The sequence below is a fragment of the Fontivita pretiosa genome, from assembly GCF_050410795.1.
In the GTDB taxonomy this organism is placed as follows: Bacteria; Planctomycetota; Phycisphaerae; order Tepidisphaerales; family Tepidisphaeraceae; genus Fontivita; species Fontivita pretiosa.
In genome coordinates, this window is sequence record NZ_CP191258.1 from 4768860 (window position 1) to 4790560 (window position 21701).

Consider the following 21701-nt stretch of genomic DNA (forward strand, 5'->3'; position numbering starts at 1 on the left):
CTGCTGAACCGAATCGGGGTGACTGGATTTGAACCAGCGACCTCTTGGTCCCGAACCAAGCGCTCTAAACCAAGCTGAGCTACACCCCGTAGCGGGCCCGCGATGCCTGGGTGTTGGTGGCGATTGCAAGCCGAGTCGCGTAAGTTTAGCCGCGCCAACTGCGGATTCAAGGGCAGCGGTGGCCGGCGCGCCCGAGTGGTGGCGGGAGTAGTGGCCTTGTCAAGCGGGCTTGTGTAGGTATACTGTTCGATTCGAGTAAATCGAGCCAGATGGAGACTTTGGAATGCCAGTAAAGCTGCGTTTGAAGCGGATGGGGCGGTCGCATACCGCGTTCTATCGGTTGAACGCGATCGATTCGCGGTCGCCGCGTGATGGTCGCGTTATCGAAGAACTCGGGTACTACGATCCGCAGAACAAGGATCCATCGCGGCAATTTGTTGCCAAGCTCGATCGCTGTAAGTATTGGCTGGACAAGGGTGCGATCCCCTCGGAGACGGTCTCGTCGCTGCTGAAAAAGAGCGGGATCGACCACAAGCAGTTGCGGTTGCCCAAGCCCGGCAAGCCCAAGGCGGCGGCACAGGCGCAGACGACCGAAGGCGGCGCGCAGCCCGAGGCGGCGGCTTCGGGCGCATAGCGCGATGAAGCAGTCCAGCCCACGGCTTACTTGCGGCCGTGGGTTTTTCGTCGGCATTGGCCAGGGCGAATCCGGGCGGCGTCGGACGTGCCAGGCGGAGGCAACCGCGGAAAATCCGTGCGTGCAGGGGCGTCAGCCGATCGATTCCGATGAGCCTTCGGATTGACATCCTCACGCTTTTCCCGGAGATGTTTGCCCCGGTGCTGGGGACCAGCATCCCCAAGCGGGCGGCGGAAAAAGGACTGGTCGAGTACCACCTGACAAACATCCGCAATTTCGCCACTGACGCGCATCAGTCGGTGGACGATAAACCCTTCGGCGGCGGGCCGGGGATGGTCATGATGTGCCAGACCGTCTTCGACGCCGTCGAGTTCGTGGAGAAGCAGGACCCGCGTCCGGCGACGAGGATACTGCTGACGCCGCAGGGGCGGTTGTTCAATCAGCAGATCGCCCAGGAGCTGTCGCGCCGCCCGCGGCTGCTACTGATTGCGGGCCATTACGAGGGCTTCGATGAGCGGATCATCGAGGGCCTGAAGCCGATGGAACTGAGCATCGGCGATTACGTATTGAGCGGCGGGGAGCTTGCGGCGATGGTGGTGATTGACGCGGTGGTGCGATTGCTGCCCGGTGCGATCGGTGCCGAGCAGGGCGCCGCCGACGAGACCTTCGCCGACGGGTTGCTGGAGTATCCGCAGTACACGCGTCCGCGGGTTTTTCGCGGGATGAGCGTGCCGGAGATTCTGCTCAGCGGCAACCACGCCGCGATTGCCCAGTGGCGGCTGGAGCAGCGAAAGCTGCGAACGCAACAGCGCCGGCCGGACTTGTGGCAGGCGTACTTGGAGAAGGAGAAGGGGAAGACGGAACGGACGGAAAAGGCCGGGTGACTTTGCAGCCTGGCCCGTGGGTTGTTAATTTTGCCTTTTTCGTTGTTTGTGCCCGACCGGAGATTGCCATGACCAACAAGCTGATCCAACACGTCGAGAAGGAATACTTGAAGAAGGACATGCCGCAGTTCCGCGTCGGCGACACGGTGGACGTTCACACCCGCATCGTGGAAGGCGACAAGGAACGAATCCAGGTATTCAGCGGGACCGTGATCATGAGAAAGGGTCAGGGGATCAACGAGACGTTCACGGTTCGACGTATCGTGAACAACGAAGGGGTGGAGCGAATCTTTCCGGTGCACAGTCCGTTCATTTCAAAGATTGTGGTTCGCCGCAGCGGCCAGACCCGCCGCGCCAAGCTCTTTTATCTGCGTGATCGGGTGGGCAAGGCGGTTCGTTTGACCGAGAGCCGCAAGGCCCGCAAAGAGGAGGCGCAGCCCGGGCAAGGCGGCGGCGAAACCGAGCCGGCTCCTGCCAAGGGCAAGGAGCAGCCGGCCCTGGCCGCGGCCGCCGGCTGATGGGCGCTGGCGCGCACGGGCGGGCGAGCCGGGCCATCGGGTGCGAGCCTCCGGCGCCCGCTTGCACGGCGCATCCTGCTGGCGATATCTTTCCGGTTCATGCTGAGCTGGCTTCAATCGATCTTCAAGCCAGAGGTGGCCGAGGATGTGCTGGGGCCTCGCGGTGAGAACGTGGCGGCCAAGCACCTTCGAAACCTGGGGTACAAGATCCTGGTGCGCAACTTCCGGTGCAGCGCCGGTGAGATCGACATCGTGGCGCGAGACGGCAAGACGATCGTTTTCGTCGAGGTCAAGACGCGCACGAATGACGATCCGACCCCTGAAGATCAGGTCAATCACGCCAAGCGACATCAGATCACCAAGGCGGCGAAGCTGTACCTGAGCCGCTACGGCGTGCCGCAGCCGCCGGCGAGATTCGACGTGGTGGCGATCGTCTGGCCGCCGGGACGCGAGCCGCGCATTCGCCACACGCCCGATGCCTTCGAGGCGACGTTTTGAGCCACGGTGATCAGTGGGTAGTGGCCAATGGTCAGTGGCCAGAGGTCAGCGTGGCGCCCATGACACTGAACGCTGACCAGCGGCCGCTGACCACTTCTCGACATGATCGATTCCCACTGTCATTTGACCGACCCGCGGTTGCTCGAGCAGTTCGAGGCGGTGATGTCGCGCGCGGCCGTGGCGGGGGTCTCACGCATGATCACCATTGGCACGGACCCGGACGACGACGCGGCGGCGATCGAGTTGTGCCGTCGTCGGCCTGACGCGCTTCGCTGCGCGATAGGCATCCATCCGAATTACTGCCACGAGGTTGAAGAATCGAGAATCGACGAGCTGCGGGAAATGCAGCGCGATCCGATGGTGGTGGCGCTGGGTGAGATGGGGCTGGATTACCACTACGACTTCGCCGATCGCGCACGCCAGCGGAAGTTCTTCCAGCGTCAGCTCGATCTGGCCGCCGAACTGGCCCGGCCGGTCGTCATCCACAATCGCCGGGCCACCGACGACTGCCTGGCAATCCTGCGAGATTACCCCTCGGTGCCGGCGTTGTTTCACTGCTTCACGGGCTCGCTCGAGGAAGGCGAGCGGATTCTGGAGCGCGGCTATTGCCTGGGGTTCACGGGGGTGGTGACATTCAAGAAGTCGGACGAGCTTCGGGAGATGGCGCGGCGAACGCCAGCGGATCGGCTGTTCATGGAAACTGATGCGCCCTACCTCACGCCCGAGCCGGTGCGCAAGCAGAAGATCAATGAGCCGGCGATGGTGATGCACACGGCGATGGTGCTGGCGCAGGTGCGCGGCATGAGCATCGAACAGATCGACCAGATCACAACCGACAATGTCGGACGATTCTTCGGGTGGCGGGAATAAAACGGAAGGCGGCTATGCGGGCAAGACAGCAGTGGTGGGCACGTGCGCGTTGCGTCGGAGTCGTCGGCGTCGCGGTGCTGATGATGGGGCTGGCCGGATGTGCGCCCGCATATCGCCAGGCGCGGCTGGCACACAAGCTCAAGGCGACGCTGCATCAGCTCGATGAGACCGGGGTGGTGGTTGCGGCGCGTGTGCTGGAGCTACCCGGCGGCCGGGAGCTTTACGCCGATCAGCCCGATCGTCCCATGCTGCCGGCCAGCAACATGAAACTGCTGGTGACGGCGGCGGCGCTGGATACCTGGGATCCGCAGCAGTCGTTTGCGACCTATCTGGCGATGGACGGCCAGGACCTGTGGCTGATCGGCACGGGAGATCCGGCGGTGGGGGATCCGACGATCGCCCGCAAGCGTGGCGGCACGACCGTCACGGTCCTTCAGGAGTGGGCCAGGGCGCTGAAGGATCGCGGCGTCGAGCGGATCGGTGGCAAGCTTTACTACTACGATGGCGCGCTGGATGCTCAACAGATCCATCCGAGCTGGAATCGCGCCGACCTGGTCCACTGGTATGCCGCGCCGATTTCCGGCCTGAACTTCAACGACAATTGTATTGACATCACGATCTGGCCGACCGAACCGGGCAAGCCGGTGCGGTATGAAGTGGTGCCGCCAACGAAGGGCGTGACGATCATCAACAAATGCATCACGGGATCAGGCAGCGAATCGGGCGCCGATGCTCCCGACTGTCAGCGCCAGCCGGATGCCAATGTCTACACGATCACAGGCACCTGCACGAAGAAGACGGAGCTGAAGAGCAAGCCGGTGACCGATCCGGGCGCGTTTTTCGCCGACGCGCTGCGGACGCATCTGGAGTCGGCGGGAATCGCAATCGACGGGCCGACCGTGCGGGCCGAGCAACCGCTCGGCGGTGCACTGGTCCCCCCGGCCCAGAAGATCGTGGCATTGCATGAAACGACACTGGCGGAAATCCTGCCCCGCATCAACAAGAACAGCCAGAACCTGCTGGCCGAGGGAATCTGCAAGCTGCTGGGTCGGGAGTATGACCGGCAGCGAGGGATCGATGCGCCCGGGTCGTGGAAAAGCGCAGAGCAGGCGATCCGGGCGTTTCTGGCGCGCTGCGGGATCGATGACAGCCAGCTTGTCGTCGCCGACGGTTCGGGGCTGAGCCGGCAGAACCGTGTGACGGCGAGGCTGATCAGCGAAGTTCTGCTGAGGATGTGGGAACATCCGAGGCGGCAGGCGTTCTTCGACAGTCTTGGGGTAGGCGGTCGCGACGGCACGATCGCCAGCCGCTTCAAGGATGTGCCGGATCGCGTGCATGCCAAGACCGGCTACATCGGTGGTGTGCGGGCGTTGAGCGGCTATGCGCAAACAAGCCAGCCGGACAAGTGGCTGGTCTTCTCGTTCATCTACAACCAGATTCCGGGTTCGGTCCGTCCATACGAGCACGTGCAGGACGAAGCCTGCCGGCTGCTGCTGAGCTACCCGAAGCTGAACTATCGACCCGCGGCGACGCAACCGACGACTCAACCTGCGATCGCCGCCGCGAGCCGCGCCGGCCCTTAATGCAGGTGATTGCCGCACGCGGTCAGGTACGACCATTCGAGCAGGCGCAACTGCCCATTTGGCGTGAGCTCGTATTGCGCGCCCAGTGGCAGAGGGGAAAAGTTCGGCCCGTGACCGACGGGCAATCCAGCGGCTACCGGGATACCCAACTTTGATCCGACTGTGCCGAAAATCTGCTTCAGGGCTTCATCGGGCGAATAGACTGGTCGCAGCGGAACCCGCAGCCCGGCGGACCAGTCGGCCTGGAGGCGCGCGCGTGCGGCCTGATCCGGTGGCAGGGCGAGCACGGTGACGTTTTCATCCTGGCAGTCGGTGAAGTCGCCGAGGATGATGCCCGCCACACCATCGAGCATTCTGGCCTGCGCGATCTGCGTCACCATGCGATCGATGCGGTAGGGACGTTCGGACAGATCCTCGAAGAACAGGAGTTTGCCGTGCGCGTCGGGTTGCCAGGGTGTTCCGGCCAGCGCGGTCCACAGCGAGAGGTTCCCGCCGATCAGCTCGCCGCGAATTGGCTGCGGCGGGGGGCTGGTGAGGAAACGCAGTTGTGTTGAATCCCAGGGGATGGGCGGTCGCTGGCGGCGGACCAGGCCGAGAATGGCGTGCCACTCCTCGGGTTTGAGCGCGCGCAGGTTGGACGCCAGCATCGGCGCGTGCAGTGTATGCCATCGCCAGCGGCGGCGGACAAACTCATGCAGCACGGTGACGTCGGAATAGCCGACCAGCAGCTTGGGCGGCGGCGGGGAGTGGGTCTGGGTGAGTTGTTCCAGCAGCGGGAGGATGCGGGTGGCGCCGTATCCGCCGCGCGCCGACCAGATCACGTCGATGTCCGGATCATTGGCGTATTGCCAGAAGGCCGCCGCTCGATCCTGATCGGTACCGGCCCAGATGAAGTGCTGCTGCGCACACTGGGGATGCAGGTGAACGACGAAGTCTGCGAACTGGCGGAGGAATTCCATCCCGAAATCGAGCTCGATCTGTCCGACAGGCGAGCAGGGGGCGACGACGCCGACGTGGATCGAGGATTTCATATTCTGTGCAATCGGACGCAGAAAAAGTTGCGTTTCAATCCGGCCCCGCAACCGCCGGGTCGTCGATGAATCGCGCGATCTGCCCCGGATTTCAGGCTCAAATTCCGTGACAGTGCCCATGATGTTCGGATAAAATCGGCTGTCAAATCGGGCGGGGATGTTCAAGTGCCTGGCGCGAGGGGCGCAAGGGCAGCGCATAGATCGGCCCCGTCCATTAAAATCCGTTTTTGTCAGGTTTAGCGGCGGCAGACAATCAGCAGCCGCGGACGCACGATGTCCCGCGTTTTCCGGCACAGGGCTGTGAATCGGCACGGGGTTGCCGCAGGCAGCTTGGTGTGCTCCGGGGTGTGTTGTGCTGCGTTCTGGTTGCCGGGGTATTTCACTGCGGGGCCGTGGTGTTGCGGATTTGACAGCAGAGGAGTTTGCACCGATGTCCAAGCCGAAAAAGTCGGTAGTCAGGATCGACAGCCTTGAGCGGCGAACGCTGCTGTCCTCGACGCTGATCAACGGGACGCTGACACTGACCAGCGTCGTGCTGGGAGAGGAGTATTTCGTCGATGCCACCGGCGGCACCGTGCGCGTGGACATCATGGGCGAAAACCTGCACTTCACCTACCCAACCGGCAGCGTGCGACGGCTGGTGATCAACAGCCGCGCAGGTGGGGACAACAACCATCCCGGCGATAAGATCACGGTCACGTCGGCGGTCACGTTCCCGACCACCATCACCGGCAGCATCGGCGACGACACGATCTTCGCCGGCAGCGGAAATACATCGATTTCGGGCGGAGACGGCGCCGATTACATCGTTGGCGGCTCCGGGACCGACACGATTTACGGCGGCAACGGGCGGCCTCAGCGGGATCAGGTTCCCGCCGCTGATGACACGATTCTCGGTGGCGCGGGCAATGACCTGCTGCTGGGCGAGGGCAGCCCCGATCCGGACAACCTCGGGGACATCATCATCGGCCAGGCCGGCAACGACACGATCATCGGCGGCGAGGGCGCCGACATCATGGACGGCGGCGACGGAATCGATGTGCTCAGCTACCAGGACAAAGGCGGCGACGGAGTCGACGTGCGCTTCTTCGCCAATGGCGGAGGGTTCAACCCGAATTACAACGCCGCGATCAACCCCGACTACGATCCGACCGAGCCGTTGACGGCGAGCAACTATCCCTATCGCGGCTTCGGCGAGGTGACCGAGCAGGACAACGTCTTTGTCGTGGACGAGCACGACAACCTGTTCGCCGGGCTGGCGGAGTTCATCGCCGGCCTGCCGGTCGATCCGCTGCTTGGCCGGCCGGTCTTCTCCTATACGACGATTCTGGGTCGATTCGACCTTTTGAACAACGACAACTTCGAGCAGTTCTGGGGCAGCCCCTCGACCGACTTGTTTGACGTGAGCATCAAGACCCGCGCCTACACGCTGCTGGGCGGGGATGGGGTGGATACGCTCCGCGGCGGGTCCGCCAACGACCTGCTCAACTGCGGTCCCAACGAGGGCGTCGGACGTGGTGGTGTCAACGGGTTCGATATCGGTGTCGGCGGGCCGGGCAATGACACCATCATCGGCGAGAGCGGATCCGACGACCTGAACGGCGGGACGGGCAACGACGAGATCAGCGGCGGCGATGGGTTCGATCTGCTCAGTGGCGACGCGGGTGACGACCGGATCGACGGCGGCAACGGCAACGATCTGCTGATCGGAGACTCCGGCGATGGCAGCCACGACACCACCTCGGCCGGCGGCGGAAACGATACCCTGCTCGGTGGCGCTGACGAAAACGGCGCCGATACCCTTCAGGGCGACGGCGGATGGGACGTGGCCGACTACTCGATGCGGACCACCGGCATCCGTCTGCGATTCGACATCGAACACGACGACGGCAATCCGACGATCAACGGCGGCAGCGGCGAACGCGACCTGGTCACGGAATCGGTTGAGGAAGCGATCGGCGGAGCTGGCAACGACGTGCTGGATACCGGCGGCGACGGAATGGGTCGCAAGATCAACGGTGGCGCAGGAAACGACACGCTGGTCAGCGGCCTGGGGCCCGACACCATCATCGGCGGCAGTGGCACCGACTCGGTGGATTACTCGGCCCGGACCAACCCGGTGGTGGTCACTCCCGATGGGTTGGCCAACGATGGCGATCCGACACTGGACAACGGCGGGCCGCCGGGCGAGAACGACAATGTTGACGCCAGCGTCGAGCGCACCATCACGCGAAGCGGCACCGAAGGCCCGGAGGTTCCGCGAGCACCGCTGCCCCCCTCCGAGCTGGTCGCCATGGCGTTGTCGTACGATCGGATCGAGCTGAACTGGCGAGACAACTCCACCAACGAGATCGGCTTCACCATCTTCCGCAAACAGACCGCCTCGGGACGATGGCAGCAGGTGGCCAGCACCCGCGCCAATGTACGCAGCTACACGGTGAGCGGCTTGATCCCCGAAACCAAGTACTACTTCCGTGTGCGAGCGTTCAACAACGTGGGCGATTCGCTGGATTCGAACCTGGCATCGGCGACGACGCGGTCGGCGGCGCTGCGGATGCCGAGCAACCTCCGCGCTACGGCCGTGTCGTCCAGTCGTATCGACCTGTCCTGGTCGGACAACTCGGACAACGAGACGGGATTCGAGATCTGGCGGCAGGCGCCCGGCGAGCTGGGCTTCAGGAAGCTGGTCACGGTCAACGCGGGAACCACCACCTACCAGAACACCGGGCTTCAGCCCAACAGCACCTATTCCTACCAGGTTCGCGCGATCAACGCGTATCGATCGTCGAGCCTGACCAGCAGCGTGTCTGCGACAACCAAGCCGGCGGACTTCATCGTGGCGCCGTCCGGGCTGAGCGCCTCGACGCGCGATGACGGAAGCGTGGTGCTGCGCTGGCAGGACAACTCGACGAATGAGACGCAGTTTGCGATCGAGCGGCGGCTGCACCCCGACGGGCTTTTTGCCCAGATCGCCACTGTGGGCGCCGGAGTCAACACCTACACCGACACCACGGTGGATCCGGAGCTGCTGTACGACTATCGCGTGCGCGGCCTGAATGCCACCAGCGCCTCGGAGTACAGCAACATCGCTACCTCCAACCTGCGCAGGGCACTGGTGGGGCCCACACGAGTCGAAGCGCTGCCGATCTCGTCGCATCAGATCCTGGTGACATGGCTGGACAACTCGGCGGTGGAGACGGGGTTCGTGATCGAGCGTCGGGACGGCCGCCGCGGCGAGTTCGTCGCCATCGCCCAGCCGCCGGCCAATACCACGCGGTATCTGGATTCGGGTCTGATGGAATCGGCGACGTACTACTACCGGGTGCGTGCGGTGGCGGGCACCGCGGTATCGAGCTTCGGGAACACGGCGCGGGCGACGACGTTGCCGCAGTTCGTGCAGCTTCCGGCCACGCCCTCGGCGTTCAAGGCCCGGGCGATCAACGGCAACGCCGCGCGGCTGTGGTGGCAGGACAACGCGATCGACGAGACCGGCTATCACGTCGAGCGGGCCGAGAGTATCCACGGGCCATTCCATGTGATCGCGCAACTGCCCGAAGACAGCAACGGCTACATCGACGAAGGGCTGGTGGCCGGTCAGCGTTATTACTACCGGGTGCGTGCGGTGTCGCAGCAGGCGCAGTCTCTGCCGACGCGCGTGATCGCGGTGACTCCGCCGCCGATGTTGAAGGTCGGTGTCTTTGCCAGCGATCCGGTGGGATCGGAAGACGGCGATGTGATCGGGTTCGTGTTCCGCCGGCAGGGTGGCGATCGCAGCGTGCCGCTGGAAGTGCCGTTTGTGCTCGGCGGCACGGCGCGCAACGGGGTGGATTACCAGACGCTGCAAACCACCGCGACGATCCCCGCCGGGCGAACCGGTGTGGAGATCTTCGTCATCCCGATCCGCGACGCCGAGGACGAGCCGACGGAGACGGTCACGATCACGCTGGCCAGGACCAACCTGTTCAAGATCAGTCCGAACAACGCGGCGGCCAGTGCCGAGATCGCCAACGTGGCGCCTGCGGCGGCACCCCGGCGGGTGTTCAGTCTCCAGCCGCTGGCGGAGGACGATGACCAGCGCGACCTTCCGCTGCTGTCGTGACGGCGATCAGCCGAACATCATGCGGATGATCAGCACCGCCAGCAGCACGCCGGCAAAGTCGGCGATCAGACCGACGGGAACGGCGTGGCGGGTCTTGCGAATGTTGACGGCACCAAAGTAGACGGCAATGACGTAAAAGGTGGTCTCGCTGGCGCCGTAGATCGTCGCCGCCATGCGGGTCAGCTCGGATGCGGGGCCATACTGCCTGACCATGTCGCTCAGGACGGCCAGCGAGCCGCTGCCGGTAAGCGGTCGGACGATCGCCATCGGGACCAGTTCAGCCGGCACGCCGATCCAGCTCAGGGGCGTGCGAAGCGCGTTTTGGAACCACTCCATGGCGCCTGAGGCGCGGAACATCGCCACCGCGAACAGGATCGCCACCAGATAGGGGATGATCCGCACGGCCACGTCGAAACCCTCTCGCGCACCTTCGACGAAACGCTCGTATACCGGCACACGGCGCAGCAGGCCGTACAGTGGAAAGCCCACAATCATCGCCGGCAATGCGAACAATCCGATCAGTTCTGCAATCTCGCGGAAGCTCATGCGTCGGTTCCCTGGGCAGCAGGTTTGTGTGATTCTGTTGGCCGGTCGGTCAGCATCAGGTCGGGGTTGGTCCTGCGATACCACGGCAGGCGTTGGAAGAGTTTGCAGGCGATGATCGCGACGATCAGCGCCCCGCCGGTAACCAGCACAATCGGCACGAAAAGCTCGGTGACGGTGATGCCTACGACGGCCACGAGCAGCGCCGGCGGCACAAGCTGCACGCCGGCGGTGTTGATCGCCAGCAGCATCACCATCGGATCGGTGGCGGTGTCGTCGCTGCGGTTGAGCTTCTGAAGCTCCTGCATCGCCTTGATGCCGAAGGGAGTGGCGGCATTACCCAGACCGAGCACGTTGGCGGCGAGGTTCATCGCGATCATGCCCAGGGCCGGATGCCCGCGGGGGATCTGCGGAAACAACGGACGAAGCAGCGGATGCACCAGCCTGACGAAGATTTCAACCAGCCCGGACGCTTCGGCGATGCGCATCAGCCCCAGCCAAAGCGCCAGCGTGCCGATCAGGCCGATGGCGATGGTGACGGCGGTTTTCGCGAAGTCGAAGGCGGCCTGGCAAATGCCCCGCAGCCTGACAAATCGCACCGGGTCAAACACGAGCATGACCGGCAGCTCTGATGGGGCGGCGGAATGGGCCGGCTGAAGGTGTGCGACGGCGCGCAGGACGCGCTGCTCGCCGCCGGTCTGGTCGCGAATGGTCGCCAGCGGCTGGGGAAGCGGCAGGTCGGCGGCAAAGCGGATCTCGATCTTGCCGTCGGCGCGAAGCATCGTGCCCGGATAGCTGGCGGAGGGCGTGGCGTCGGTCTTGAAGTGCTGCGCGTAGATCGCCGGGTCGATCACGACCTGCACATCCGTCTGCGCAGCAGCCGGATCGGCGGCTTTGATACGCAGCACCGCCGGCAGCGGCACGCCGTTGCGGTAGGTATCGTGAATCAGATCGCCAACATCGCCGTTCAGCGCGAAGATCAGGCTGAAGATGATCAGCCCCGCCCAGATGTAGTTGAGCATGGCCGGGCATTGTAACCGCGTCTCAGCCGTAGCCCAGCTCATCCAGGTCGCGTTCGGTCATGCCGAAGTGGTGTCCGAGCTCGTGCAGCACGGTGGTTCGGATCTCGCGGATCAGGTCCTGCTCGCTCTCGCTGACCAGCTCGATATCTTCCTGAAAGATGAGGATGTGGTTGAGCGTCGGGGTGCCGCGACCCTCGATTTCGCTGCGGTCCATCAGGCTCGGGCCCTGGTACAGCCCCAGCAGCAGATCGTCCTGATCCATGCCCAGCTTGCGGAGCAGCTTTGGGCTTGGACGGTCGCGAATCTCCACGGGCACTTCCTCCAGAAACCGCGCGAACTGCGGGGGAAGCTCGGACAACGCCTGCTGCACGAGTCGGGCGAATTCGCTTTTGCTCACGTGGTAGGGCATCTATTACAATCCGCGGCTCAGGTGCCTGTCTATTGTAGCTCGTGAGGGAGTCTCATGCGCGTCGCGGTATCGCCGTTGGTCCTGCTGGTGCTGCTGTTGGTGCTCGCTGGCTGCGGCACGCCCAGCCTGCTGATCACCCCCGTCTCCAACACCAGCAGACTTCAGGAGGTGGACGTCAGCCCCGCGGGCACGCGCCGCGGCGGCGCCAAGATCGCCGTCATCGAGATCGAAGGCATTCTGATCAACGCCCGGCGGGGCGGGTTTCTCCAGCCCACCGAGAACAAGCTCAGCCTCTTTACCCAGCAGCTCGATCGCGCGCGGGCCGACGGCAGGGTCAAGGCCGTTGTGCTGCGGATCAATTCTCCCGGCGGGACGGTCACATGCTCGGACACGATGTACGAGATGATCCGGCGGTTTCGCGCCCAGACCGGCAAGCCGGTGGTTGCGTCCACGCAGGAGGTGTGCGCCAGCGGCGCATACTATGTGGCATGCGGCGCCGACGCCATCGTCGCCCAGCCCACCAGCGTCGTCGGCAGCATCGGGGTGATCTTCAATACCTTTGATTTCTCCGGCACGATGGCCAAGCTCGGCATCCGCTCCGAAGCAATCACCAGCGGCGAATTGAAGGATATGGCCTCGCCGCTGAAGCCCCTGGATCCTGCGGCCCGCGCCGTGATGCAGGGGATGATCAACGAATACCATGGCCGGTTCGTCGGCGTGGTCACGGGCAACCGCAGGCAGCTCAACAGCGACCCGCAGCGTGTGAAGCTGGCCACCGACGGGCGAGTGTTCAGCGGGCAGCAGGCGCTGGCGATGGGACTGGTGGACCAGCTCGGATCGCTGGAGGATGCGATTGCACTGGCACGGCAGCTCAGCGGGGCGCGGGACGCCAGGATCGTGATGTACAAGCGCCCGTACGGCTACAGCGGATCGATTTATGCAGATCAATCGACCCCGGTGCCCCGCGCCGGCGTATTGACCATCGAGCTTCCGGAGATCGAGGCGTTTCTGCCACGCGGGTTCTACTATCTCTGGACGCCATGAGCGCAGGGGCACAGGGCAGAGCACACAACGCACCATCGCGACGGCGGCTATGAGGAAAGCGGGCGGATGATCAGGCTTACCTGTACAAACTGCAAGTCGCTGCTGGAGATCGACGACGCGTTTGCTGGCGGCGTGTGTCGCTGCCGCAACTGCGGCACGATCCAGACGGTCCCGTCCCGACTGAAAAGACTCGATCCTGCAACGGCGGTCCCTGCCAAAGCGTCGCGCACGCTTTACGCGTCTCCGCCGCGAAGCGATGCCGTGCCCAGCTCTGGTTTGGACGAGCTGGCTCAGGTTGTGGCCAGCAGCAGCGGCTTGAGCGGTTCGCATCTTCGCCGGCCTCCACCAGGACGTGGGATCTCCCGCGAAGCCCGGTACATGTTGCTGGGAGGCATGTCGGTGGCGGCGGCGATGCTGCTGGGGGTGTTGGTGACGATCTGGCTGATGGCAGGCCGGCAGAACGCGGGCGCGGTACAGCCGCCGATAAACGGGGATTCGCCTGCGCAGCGCCCGGCCGCCCGCGCCGGTGCTGCCGATCCTGCCGGCGGCGCCAATGCCTCGTTCTGCGGCGTTCGCCTCGACGATGCGCAGACCGTCGTTTACCTGATTGATCGCGGGCAGGCGACCTCGCAGCACTTCGATTATCTGAAGCAGGCGGTGTTGCGGTCGGCTGAATCGCTGGGCCGGCGGCGGCGGTTCCAGATCGTCTTCTGGAGCGAAGATGATTCGGCTGATTCGGTCCTCAGCTTTCCACCCACCCCCAACTACGCCAACGCCCAGACGCTCGAGCTGGTTCGTGGCAAACTGGAGTCGGTCTGGGCGCAGGGACGAACTCAGGTCATGCCGGCGCTGAGCCGGGCGCTGGAATGCAGCCCGCAGGTGATCATCCTGGCCACCGGCAAGGGATTTCAGTTTGACCAGAGCCTGACGCAAACGATGCTGGAGGCGCGGCATCGCAGCGGCTCGCAGGCCAGAATACACGCCTTTTCCATCGGCGAATCCGATCCGAGCGCTGCAATGGTGGAACTGGCGAGGCAGACCGGCGGGCAGGCACTGCGCATCACCGCGGGCGAGCTCAAGCGTTTCAGCAGTGGCCGGGAGGAATGATCCCTACCGAAACGTTTCTCGTGTTGTTTGCCGGCGGGACAATGTTGTCGGCAGCCCTGGTCAATCCGCGGGCTGTCACATTGCGCTGGCTTCGGCTGGCGGGACTGATCGCGCTGGCGATGCTTGGACTGGAGGGGTTCTTCCTGTTCCGCCGCGACGTGCCGGCAACTGGCGGCGAACGGATCCTGTTCGGGCTGTGCGCCGCGGCGGCTCTTGCACAGCTTGGTTTTGTGCAGGTCGCGTGGCGAAAGACACAGCGGCTGTTTGCCGCCCTTGGGTTTCTCGCGACTGTAGTCTTCGGGCAGTGGCTGTTGCGCTCAAACCTCGATCCCCGCGCCGCGCAGGCAATCCCGGCGGCGATCGTCGCGGCCTGCGCACTGGCCAGCGCCACGATGGGGCTGGTGGTGATGGACATGCTGCTGGGACATGCGTATCTCAACGCCGCCGAGATGACCATGGCCCCATTCCGCCGGCTCAATGCGTTGCTGGCCTGGACACTGATCGCGCGGGCGGCGCTTTCGGGCGGCGGCACGTTCCTGCTTCAGTCGCTTCGTCCGGTCGAGATGCTCTTTGGCGTGTTTGGACTTTACATCATCACCCGCTGGCTTGTCGGGCTGGTGGTGCCGATCATCTTCGTGTTCATGGCCCACGACTGCATTCGCCGGCGCTCCACGCAGTCGGCTACGGGAATCCTGTATGTCGCGGGCGTGCTCGTGATCATCGGCGAGATTATCGCTTTGTACCTGATCGGCCAGACGGGCATGCCGCTTTGAGGAGGTTGTGACCGGTGGCCAGTGGCCCGTTGCCAGCAATGACGGATCGGAGACGTTGCGAGCATCCGCTGGACGTGTGTCCGAAATGCGGCTGTGAGGACTTGTTCGTGCGGAAGGATTTTCCGCAGAAGCTGGGACTGGCGATCGTCGCCGCCGCCGGGACGGCGTTTGTCGTGCTGGCGGCCTGGCGACAGCGGTTCTGGATCGGCGCGATGATCCTGACGGCGGCGGTGATCGTGGACGCGATCCTGTACCTGATCGTCCCGCAGATCACGGTCTGTTACCGCTGCCGCGCCGAGTTCGCCGGGCCGATCAACCCAAATCACCACGGCTTTGATCTTGCCACAGGCGAGAAGTATCGGGGACAACACACGCAGTGACGCAGAAGGCGCCGGCCCGAACCACAGGGCGACGTCCGTCAGACGCGAGAGACGTCACAGCGGCCCGTTTCAAGTCGCCGCAGGGGTCTGCTGATCCTCGGTCACGGGAATCAGCTCGATGCGGACGCGGTCCACGCGTTGTGGTTCGGCGGCGAGGATCGTGAAACGCGCCGGGGGATGCTCGAAGGTAGTGCCGGCCTGCGGAATGCGTCCCAGCATGTTGGAGATGAACCCGCCAAGCGTTTCATACCCGGCGTCTTCGGGCAGGTTCAGGTGCAGGTTGCGGTTGATCTGGTCGATGCGCACCCGTGCGTCGGCCTCGAACGTGCGTTCGTCGATGCGTTTGATCATGGCCGGCTCCTGCGGCTCGTGCTCGTCGGAGATATCGCCGACGATCTGTTCCAGCACGTCCTCGATGCTGACCAGTCCCGCAGTGCCGCCGTACTCGTCCAGCACGATGGCCATGTGAACTTTCTGAAGCCGGAAATCCTGGAGCAGGTCTCGCAGAGGCTTGGTTTCCGGGACATAGAACGCCGGGCGCATGGCCGAGCGGATATCGAATTTCTCCGGCGGCTCGCCGAGGTGTTTGAGCAGGTCGCGGGCGTACAGGATGCCGACGATGTGGTCGAGGGTGCCGTCGTAGACAGGGATGCGCGAGTGCCCGCTTTCCTCGATGACCTGCTTGACCTGTTCCAGCGAAGCGTTGATGGGCAGGGCGACGATGTCGGGGCGTGCGGTCATGACCTGCGCGACGCTGGTGGCGCGGAAGTGAATGACCGATTCGATCATCTCGCGTTCCTGCTCATCCACGACGCCCTCCTTTTCGCCTTCTTCCACGACGGAGAGGATTTCCTGCTGGATCTCATGTTCGGGTTGTCCCGGCGCCGGTTCGCCGCTCATGCCGACCGCGCGGGCGACGGCGCGGTCGATGGCGTGCATCAGCCGAGTCGCCGGCAGCAGCGCGATCCGCAGGCCATGCAGGAACTTCACGTGCGACCCGATCACCGCCTCGCCCATGTGCTCGGCCAAAGCATGCGGGATCGCAACCGAGCAGAACATCGTGATCACCCCGGTCAGCAGTACCGAAACCAGATACAGCAACCACTCCGAGAGTTGGTACCTGTTCAGCAGATGCAGGATGCCAATGAGGATGAGGATGTTGGCCAGCAGGCGGCAGATCGCGGTGACGAAAACCAGGTCTTCATGGAGCTTGACGGTAGGCTCAAAGTATTCCGATCGGCCGACGCGCTGAAGGTATTCCGAGAGCTTGGGACGCGAAAAGTCGCGCAGCGCGTAGGTCAGTGTGGAAAACAGCAGCGACAGCGTCGCCGCGATGATCACGCCAGCAACAGTGAGCCAGACGGTCATAGGCGGCGTCCCTTGCGCGTGTGTCGTGCATCAGAGCCGCGCGATGCGCGGCGGTCCGACCTGCGGACTCTGCCATAAAACACAGGCCCGACGCCGATTCGGCGGAGGATGGCGTCTTCCATGCGATGCATCCTGCGATACTGCCGGTCGGTTCTATCGTCCCAGCCGCACAGGTGCAACAGCCCGTGAAGCGCGTACAGCAGCAGCTCGTCACGGACATTGTTGCCATGCTCGGCGGCGCTTCGCCTGGCCTGGGGAACGCAGATGACGATCTCTCCGCTGACGGCGCGCCCGGCGGCGTCGAACTCCATGGGAAACGTCAACACATCGGTCGGCCCGGAGATTGACATGAACTGGCGGTGAAGCCGGCTCATCTGCTGATCATTGACCAGGACGATCGACAGCTCGCGCAGCGCCGCCGGTTTGAGCACGCGGATCGCCGCTCGCAACTTGCGACGGACATACGGGGCATATCGCGCGCCGATCCGGGGCATAATCGACATTCGCAGGGCCGGCGATCGCCGCTTGCGGCTGGGCGCTGAGGTGGAAGTGGCTCTCATGCGGTCTTTGCCGAAGGCATGGTGCTGCCGGCGGTGGCTGCTGAGCCTGCCGAAGCACCGGACGATCCGCCTCCGATGCCCGCGGTGGAGGGATAGGCGATGCGTCCGTGGTAGATCCCCAGCAGTGTCTTGGTCAACGATCGCTCGATCAGCTCCAGCTCGCGCATCGTCAGGTCGGATTCGTCGAATTGCCCGTCGGTCAGGCGGCGCATCGCGATCTCGTGCACGAGCGTCTCGATGCGGCTGGCGGTCGGCTCGGGCATCGCGCGGCAGGCGCTTTCCACCGCGTCGGCCAGCATCAGGATCGCAATCTCCTTGCTCCGGGGCTTGGGGCCCGGGTAGCGGTATTGCGTGTCGCTGACGGTGGGATTGTCCGGCGTGCAGGTGTCGCAGGCCCGCTGGTAGAAGAACTCCACCAGCGTCGTGCCGTGATGCTGCTGGATGAACGGGAACAGGCTGGTCGGCAGGTTGTACTCCCGCGCCAGCTCGATGCCGTCCTTGACATGTCCGATGATGATCAGCAGCGAAACGCTGGGCGAAAGATTGATGTGGCGGTTGGTTCCGTCGGTCTGGTTTTCCACAAAGTAGTCGGCCTTGTTGATCTTGCCGATGTCGTGGTAGTAGGCGGCGACGCGACAGAGCAGGGAGTTGGCGCCGATGGCTTCGGCGGCTTCCTCGGCAAGTGTCGCGACCTGAAGACTGTGGTTGTACGTCCCGGGCGCTTCCAGCGACAGGCGGCGAAGCAGCGGCTGGCTGGCGTCGGCCAGTTCCAGCAGCGTCATGCTGGTGGTGATGCGGAACGCCTTCTCGATGAACGGCAGGATGCCAAGCACGACAAATCCGACACCCAGCCCCGCGGCGCCGGCGTGCAGACAGTTGCGGGCGATGTATTGCATCGGATCGAACTGAACGAAACCCGCGGCGACGGCGGCGGCGATCATCGCCAGCGCCGTCGCCCCGCCAACTTCGATCAATTTGCTGCGCGTCCGAAGATCGTCCATCAAGAAGCAGCACGTGACCACGCCCGCTTCCAGAATCAACAGGAAGCTCACATCTCCGCCCAGCGCCAGCGTCACCAGCACCGCGTGGAATGTCGCCATGCCCAGCGCGAATCGCTGGTCATACGCGATGGCCAGGATCATCGCGACCAGGATGGTCGGCGCCACGCCGAAAAAGTAGATCGTGCTGGAGCCCAGGGCCGCGAGCTGGGCCAACAGGAGCATCGACAGCAGCAGCACGGCGATCGCCGCCGCCCGCGCGTGGTTGCGCACCACGCGGGGCTGATAGCGAGCCACATACGCGCCGGCGACGATGGTGAGCAGCACGACCAGCCCCGCCAGACCCAGACGCTGCGCCCATCGCGCCGGACCGAGGCGGCGAAGGTACTCGTCATTCTCGGCGCGAAGCAGCAGCCAGTCCTCCTGCTTGATCTCTCCGGCCGGGACGATTGTCTGGTTCGCCTGGTAGATCACGTCACCGGCCGACGCCGGCACCAGCTCGGCGGCCTGGTTTTGTGCCTGGGCGGTGGCCTGGGTGTCCAGTTCGTGCGTGGGCTTGAGCAGGTCGAGCGTGATCGCCGCGATCTTGGGATGCAGCGTTACGCCGAAGCTCAGCGACGCCAGTCGCTCGAATTTTGCCCGCAGCACCTCGCGCATTCGCGGCGAAAACGTTGTTTCGGTGCGGATGGGCGTGTTGGCCGGTTGAATCACGATCGTGCGGTTCAGATCCGCCTGACGCTGATCGTCGGGAAGGACGATGAGTTTTTCGGCTGGCTGGTTTTCGCCGCGGAGCGTGGCGATGTAGGCGGCCACATACTGCTGATACTTGTCACGATCGATGCCGGCGGCATAGTCCTGAAGCATCGCCAGCGCGCCCGCGTCCAGCACGTCACGCAGGTCCACGGGCAATTCCGCCAGCGTGCTGGCGCCTTTGACCCGATCCGGCAGAGCCAGCAGCGACTGCTCGATCAGCTTCCAGGTGTCGGGCTCGGCGGGCTTGTAGTAGCGTGGCGTGGCCTGGCGGGCGCGTTGCCTGGCGTCGGCCAGACGCTTCTCGTCGCGATAGCGAAAGTCCACGCGTGCGACGATGTCATGACGAGTCCACTGACCCGGACGGTAGCGCACCACGTCCTCGCGCATGACCAGGATCAGCATCGCCAGGATGCAGAACACCGCCGCCACCGTCAGCGAGTACAGCCCCCCCTCGGCGCGCAGCCGGCGCAGCAGCACCGAAAGGCCGGCGTCGTCGGGCCGGTTGCGGCGAATCTCGCTGCGCCGCGGGCTGCTGGATTTGCCGAATCCGAGCATTACCTGCTCACCTTTTCAGCCTGCTGTGCGCCTGCGTCCGTGCCTTCGCGCTCATAGGCGTTGACGATGGTCTGCACCAGCCGGTGACGCACGATGTCGCTGCGCTCCAGCTCCACGGTCGCGATCCCCTTGATTCCCTTGAGCCTGCGGATCGCGTCGATCAACCCGCTCTGGACATTGGGAGGCAGGTCGATCTGTGTCACGTCGCCGGTGACAATCATCTTGCTATTGTGTCCCAGTCGAGTCAAAAACATCAGCATCTGCGAAGGGGTGGTGTTCTGGGCCTCGTCAAGGATGATGACGCTGTCATTGAGGGTGCGCCCGCGCATGAAGGCCAGCGGGATCACCTCGATCACGTCGTTGACCATGAAGCGTTTGACCTGCTCGAAGTCCATCATGTCGTGCAGGGCGTCGAACAGCGGGCGAAGATAGGGGTTGACCTTGGCCTGCATGTCGCCGGGCAGGAAGCCCAGCCGCTCGCCGGCCTCGACCGCCGGGCGGGCCAGCACGATCCGCTTGACCTGCCCGCGCTTCAGCAGCGATGCCGCGGCCGCCACCGCCAGATAGGTCTTGCCGGTTCCGGCCGGACCAATGCAGATCGTCAGGTCGTGGTTGAAGATCGCCTCGACGTAACGCTTTTGTCCGGCGGTTTTTGGCTTGATCGAGGCGCCTTTGGCGTAGACCTCGATCTCGTCCTCGCGACGCTGGCGGTCGGCCTCGATCACGTACCTCAGAGCCGATCCCACGTCCTCGGTGCTGAGCCAGTCCTGTCGGCGGAGTTTGCGCTGCATCTGATCCAGCACGGCGGCGGCCTTGGAGACCTGCTCCCGCTCGCCGCTGAGACGCAATTCGTCATCCCTGGCCACGATTTGCACGCCCAGCGCGTCGCGGATCATCCGCAGATACCGGTCGGCTGAGCCGAACAGGGCCAGCTTCTTGTCAGGTTGTTCCAGGGTGATGCTGAGGTTCACGAGGTAGAGCTGTTCACCACCAGTACCAGTGTGACGGTTCGTGCCTGTCCATGGATGTTCATCGGTGCGCGGCGGGGGATTGCCCCGAGCGCTGATTATAGTCCCAGAATCTATCGGCGATGTCGAGCGCGAATCGCAGGAGGAGGGCAGGATTGCAGGGGAGGCAGATGTCGTTATGCGTGTAAGATTTTGATGATAAACAGCTTGCGTTTGTACTTCCCATGCCTCATGCACCGCCTTTCGCCTGTGCCGGCCGCCGCGAGTTTGCACTTGCCGGCGAAGATTTCGGTAACTTGTTTGTTTATCAGCCGTTATCTGCCACGGACGTCGGTTTTGGCCGATCAAATTCCCTGATCAATCCCTTGGCTGGGCGGGCAATGGACTGTTCATGAGCAATGCCCAGGCGGCGGCGATCGTACCGGCCTCCAGAACCAGCACCACCAGCGGCGCGCGGGCGCCGGCCTGAAGAAACGGCTTGGCCTAGGCGACGACGGCCAGCACCAGCACCGGGCCAACAATCGCCAGCTTGCTCACGCAGCCAAGGTGGACCAGCGGTCGGGCCCGCTCAAGCTCAGCGCCGCATCTGCGCAGGCCAACGGCAAACCAGACCCCCCACGGCAGGGCCACGACGCGGGCGGCCATGAGCGTCGCGACCAGCAGCCGGCTCGGAGCCACCGGAGCAGGAATGGGCGGCGGCGGGGGTACGTTTATCCCCGCGCGACGATCACGCTCGTTGATCCGCCGCTCCAGTTCGTTGCTGAACCACGCGCGTTCGTCGTGCTCATGAAGACTGAACTGGAATCCCGGCTCCCAGAACAACAGCAGCAGGTAGTATGCGATGCTCGCCCCGGCAAACCATCGCGCTACCCGAATCAGAGGATGAGTTCGCTTCAGCCGCTCGGGCGGCGGCGAAGCGTAGTTCAGCACGATCGGCGCCGATCGGCCGGGCTGCGTCATGCCAGTAGTGTACCAGCCCAGGACAGCGTTGACTCCAGCGCAGGCGACTACAGTTCGGGAGGGCGCGCACTTTGTTCTGATCGCGCAGGCAATGGTTCGGTTGGCGAAAAAGGGGTCGGGAGTCTTTTCCGGGCGGCGGAAAAG

At 64.1% G+C, this 21701-nt stretch carries 20 protein-coding genes and 1 tRNA gene; 11 read left to right on the forward strand and 10 right to left on the reverse strand.

Annotated elements, in window-relative coordinates; translation table 11 throughout:
• Window positions 1-13: 13 nt before the first annotated feature.
• Window positions 14-89: transfer RNA gene (locus ACQS5P_RS19260), tRNA-Pro, on the reverse strand.
• Window positions 90-283: 194 nt separating this feature from the next.
• Here ACQS5P_RS19260 and rpsP point away from each other — a divergent pair.
• From rpsP to dacB, 6 genes are all read left to right on the forward strand, one after another.
• Window positions 284-634, forward strand: coding sequence for a 30S ribosomal protein S16 (gene rpsP, locus ACQS5P_RS19265; protein ID WP_428938242.1), 351 nt, complete (start codon window positions 284-286; stop codon window positions 632-634).
• 149 nt (window positions 635-783) lie between these two features.
• Window positions 784-1518, forward strand: a complete 735-nt coding sequence (trmD, locus tag ACQS5P_RS19270) for a tRNA (guanosine(37)-N1)-methyltransferase TrmD (RefSeq protein WP_428938243.1) — start codon at window positions 784-786, stop codon at window positions 1516-1518.
• Window positions 1519-1586: 68 nt separating this feature from the next.
• Window positions 1587-2036, forward strand: a complete 450-nt coding sequence (rplS, locus tag ACQS5P_RS19275; protein WP_428938244.1) for a 50S ribosomal protein L19 — start codon at window positions 1587-1589, stop codon at window positions 2034-2036.
• 99 nt (window positions 2037-2135) lie between these two features.
• A complete protein-coding gene (locus ACQS5P_RS19280; RefSeq protein ID WP_428938245.1) occupies window positions 2136-2534 on the forward strand; it encodes a YraN family protein in 399 nt (132 codons plus the stop codon).
• 102 nt (window positions 2535-2636) lie between these two features.
• The gene (locus ACQS5P_RS19285; RefSeq protein WP_428938246.1) at window positions 2637-3404 is read left to right on the forward strand and encodes a TatD family hydrolase; all 768 of its coding nucleotides are present in this window, start codon (window positions 2637-2639) and stop codon (window positions 3402-3404) included.
• Between the two features lie 14 nt (window positions 3405-3418).
• The gene (gene dacB / locus ACQS5P_RS19290; protein ID WP_428938247.1) at window positions 3419-4987 is read left to right on the forward strand and encodes a D-alanyl-D-alanine carboxypeptidase/D-alanyl-D-alanine endopeptidase; all 1569 of its coding nucleotides are present in this window, start codon (window positions 3419-3421) and stop codon (window positions 4985-4987) included.
• Here the strand turns inward: dacB and ACQS5P_RS19295 are convergent.
• Window positions 4984-6018, reverse strand: a complete 1035-nt coding sequence (locus tag ACQS5P_RS19295; RefSeq protein WP_428938248.1) for a S66 peptidase family protein — start codon at window positions 6016-6018, stop codon at window positions 4984-4986. The genes dacB and ACQS5P_RS19295 overlap by 4 nt on opposite strands.
• A 430-nt stretch (window positions 6019-6448) precedes the next feature.
• Between ACQS5P_RS19295 and ACQS5P_RS19300 the strand changes: the two genes are divergently transcribed.
• Window positions 6449-10117, forward strand: coding sequence for a fibronectin type III domain-containing protein (locus ACQS5P_RS19300; RefSeq protein WP_428938249.1), 3669 nt, complete (start codon window positions 6449-6451; stop codon window positions 10115-10117).
• Between the two features lie 6 nt (window positions 10118-10123).
• Here the strand turns inward: ACQS5P_RS19300 and ACQS5P_RS19305 are convergent, their stop codons facing one another.
• The 3 genes from ACQS5P_RS19305 to ACQS5P_RS19315 are packed head-to-tail and all read right to left on the reverse strand — an operon-like array spanning window position 10124 to window position 12091.
• A complete protein-coding gene (locus tag ACQS5P_RS19305) occupies window positions 10124-10663 on the reverse strand; it encodes a spore maturation protein (RefSeq protein WP_428938250.1) in 540 nt (179 codons plus the stop codon).
• The gene (locus ACQS5P_RS19310; protein WP_428938251.1) at window positions 10660-11682 is read right to left on the reverse strand and encodes a nucleoside recognition domain-containing protein; all 1023 of its coding nucleotides are present in this window, start codon (window positions 11680-11682) and stop codon (window positions 10660-10662) included. Before ACQS5P_RS19310 ends, ACQS5P_RS19305 begins: the two co-directional genes overlap by 4 nt.
• A 22-nt stretch (window positions 11683-11704) precedes the next feature.
• The gene (locus tag ACQS5P_RS19315) at window positions 11705-12091 is read right to left on the reverse strand and encodes a metallopeptidase family protein (RefSeq protein WP_428938252.1); all 387 of its coding nucleotides are present in this window, start codon (window positions 12089-12091) and stop codon (window positions 11705-11707) included.
• Window positions 12092-12145: 54 nt separating this feature from the next.
• On the opposite strand from ACQS5P_RS19315, the gene sppA reads away from it, so the two are divergent.
• The 4 genes from sppA (at window position 12146) to ACQS5P_RS19335 (ending at window position 15395) form a co-directional block, all read left to right on the forward strand.
• Window positions 12146-13135 carry a signal peptide peptidase SppA gene (sppA, locus tag ACQS5P_RS19320; RefSeq protein ID WP_428938253.1) on the forward strand — a complete coding sequence of 330 codons (990 nt, stop codon included), beginning with the start codon at window positions 12146-12148 and terminating at the stop codon, window positions 13133-13135.
• 66 nt (window positions 13136-13201) lie between these two features.
• A complete protein-coding gene (locus ACQS5P_RS19325) occupies window positions 13202-14242 on the forward strand; it encodes a hypothetical protein (RefSeq protein WP_428938254.1) in 1041 nt (346 codons plus the stop codon).
• Complete coding sequence (locus tag ACQS5P_RS19330) at window positions 14239-15015, forward strand: hypothetical protein (protein WP_428938255.1); 777 nt, start codon at window positions 14239-14241, stop codon at window positions 15013-15015. The genes ACQS5P_RS19325 and ACQS5P_RS19330 overlap by 4 nt, the downstream gene beginning before the upstream one ends.
• 107 nt (window positions 15016-15122) lie before the next feature.
• Entirely contained in the window at window positions 15123-15395 is a 273-nt protein-coding gene (locus tag ACQS5P_RS19335) for a hypothetical protein (RefSeq protein WP_428938256.1), read from the forward strand.
• Between the two features lie 69 nt (window positions 15396-15464).
• Here ACQS5P_RS19335 and ACQS5P_RS19340 read toward each other — a convergent pair whose 3' ends face one another.
• The 5 genes from ACQS5P_RS19340 to ACQS5P_RS19360 form a co-directional block, all read right to left on the reverse strand.
• Entirely contained in the window at window positions 15465-16763 is a 1299-nt protein-coding gene (locus tag ACQS5P_RS19340) for a hemolysin family protein (RefSeq protein ID WP_428938257.1), read from the reverse strand.
• On the reverse strand, window positions 16760-17257 hold the full coding sequence (ybeY, locus tag ACQS5P_RS19345; protein WP_428938258.1) for an rRNA maturation RNase YbeY: 498 nt from the start codon (window positions 17255-17257) through the stop codon (window positions 16760-16762). Before ybeY ends, ACQS5P_RS19340 begins: the two co-directional genes overlap by 4 nt.
• A 62-nt stretch (window positions 17258-17319) precedes the next feature.
• Entirely contained in the window at window positions 17320-19629 is a 2310-nt protein-coding gene (locus ACQS5P_RS19350; RefSeq protein ID WP_428938259.1) for an HD family phosphohydrolase, read from the reverse strand.
• Window positions 19629-20600, reverse strand: a complete 972-nt coding sequence (locus ACQS5P_RS19355) for a PhoH family protein (protein WP_428938260.1) — start codon at window positions 20598-20600, stop codon at window positions 19629-19631. The genes ACQS5P_RS19350 and ACQS5P_RS19355 overlap by 1 nt, the downstream gene beginning before the upstream one ends.
• Before the next feature lie 480 nt (window positions 20601-21080).
• Window positions 21081-21557: a hypothetical protein gene (locus ACQS5P_RS19360; RefSeq protein WP_428938261.1), complete on the reverse strand. Its 477-nt coding sequence runs from the start codon at window positions 21555-21557 to the stop codon at window positions 21081-21083.
• Between the last annotated feature and the right edge of the window lie 144 nt (window positions 21558-21701).

Excerpts from the sequence above, each read along its gene's own strand:
- rpsP (WP_428938242.1), top strand. The coding sequence starts at position 284 with ATGCCAGTAAAGCTGCGTTTGAAGCGGATGGGGCGGTCGCATACCGCG.
- rplS (WP_428938244.1), top strand. The coding sequence starts at position 1,587 with ATGACCAACAAGCTGATCCAACACGTCGAGAAGGAATACTTGAAGAAG.
- ACQS5P_RS19280 (WP_428938245.1), top strand. The coding sequence starts at position 2,136 with ATGCTGAGCTGGCTTCAATCGATCTTCAAGCCAGAGGTGGCCGAGGAT.
- sppA (WP_428938253.1), top strand. The coding sequence starts at position 12,146 with ATGCGCGTCGCGGTATCGCCGTTGGTCCTGCTGGTGCTGCTGTTGGTG.
- ybeY (WP_428938258.1), bottom strand. The coding sequence starts at position 17,257 with ATGCCCCGGATCGGCGCGCGATATGCCCCGTATGTCCGTCGCAAGTTG.
- ACQS5P_RS19310 (WP_428938251.1), bottom strand. The coding sequence starts at position 11,682 with ATGCTCAACTACATCTGGGCGGGGCTGATCATCTTCAGCCTGATCTTC.
- ACQS5P_RS19285 (WP_428938246.1), top strand. The coding sequence starts at position 2,637 with ATGATCGATTCCCACTGTCATTTGACCGACCCGCGGTTGCTCGAGCAG.
- ACQS5P_RS19305 (WP_428938250.1), bottom strand. The coding sequence starts at position 10,663 with ATGAGCTTCCGCGAGATTGCAGAACTGATCGGATTGTTCGCATTGCCG.
- ACQS5P_RS19315 (WP_428938252.1), bottom strand. The coding sequence starts at position 12,091 with ATGCCCTACCACGTGAGCAAAAGCGAATTCGCCCGACTCGTGCAGCAG.
- ACQS5P_RS19300 (WP_428938249.1), top strand. The coding sequence starts at position 6,449 with ATGTCCAAGCCGAAAAAGTCGGTAGTCAGGATCGACAGCCTTGAGCGG.
- ACQS5P_RS19360 (WP_428938261.1), bottom strand. The coding sequence starts at position 21,557 with ATGACGCAGCCCGGCCGATCGGCGCCGATCGTGCTGAACTACGCTTCG.
- ACQS5P_RS19325 (WP_428938254.1), top strand. The coding sequence starts at position 13,202 with ATGATCAGGCTTACCTGTACAAACTGCAAGTCGCTGCTGGAGATCGAC.
- ACQS5P_RS19295 (WP_428938248.1), bottom strand. The coding sequence starts at position 6,018 with ATGAAATCCTCGATCCACGTCGGCGTCGTCGCCCCCTGCTCGCCTGTC.
- trmD (WP_428938243.1), top strand. The coding sequence starts at position 784 with ATGAGCCTTCGGATTGACATCCTCACGCTTTTCCCGGAGATGTTTGCC.
- dacB (WP_428938247.1), top strand. The coding sequence starts at position 3,419 with ATGCGGGCAAGACAGCAGTGGTGGGCACGTGCGCGTTGCGTCGGAGTC.
- ACQS5P_RS19330 (WP_428938255.1), top strand. The coding sequence starts at position 14,239 with ATGATCCCTACCGAAACGTTTCTCGTGTTGTTTGCCGGCGGGACAATG.
- ACQS5P_RS19340 (WP_428938257.1), bottom strand. The coding sequence starts at position 16,763 with ATGACCGTCTGGCTCACTGTTGCTGGCGTGATCATCGCGGCGACGCTG.
- ACQS5P_RS19350 (WP_428938259.1), bottom strand. The coding sequence starts at position 19,629 with ATGCTCGGATTCGGCAAATCCAGCAGCCCGCGGCGCAGCGAGATTCGC.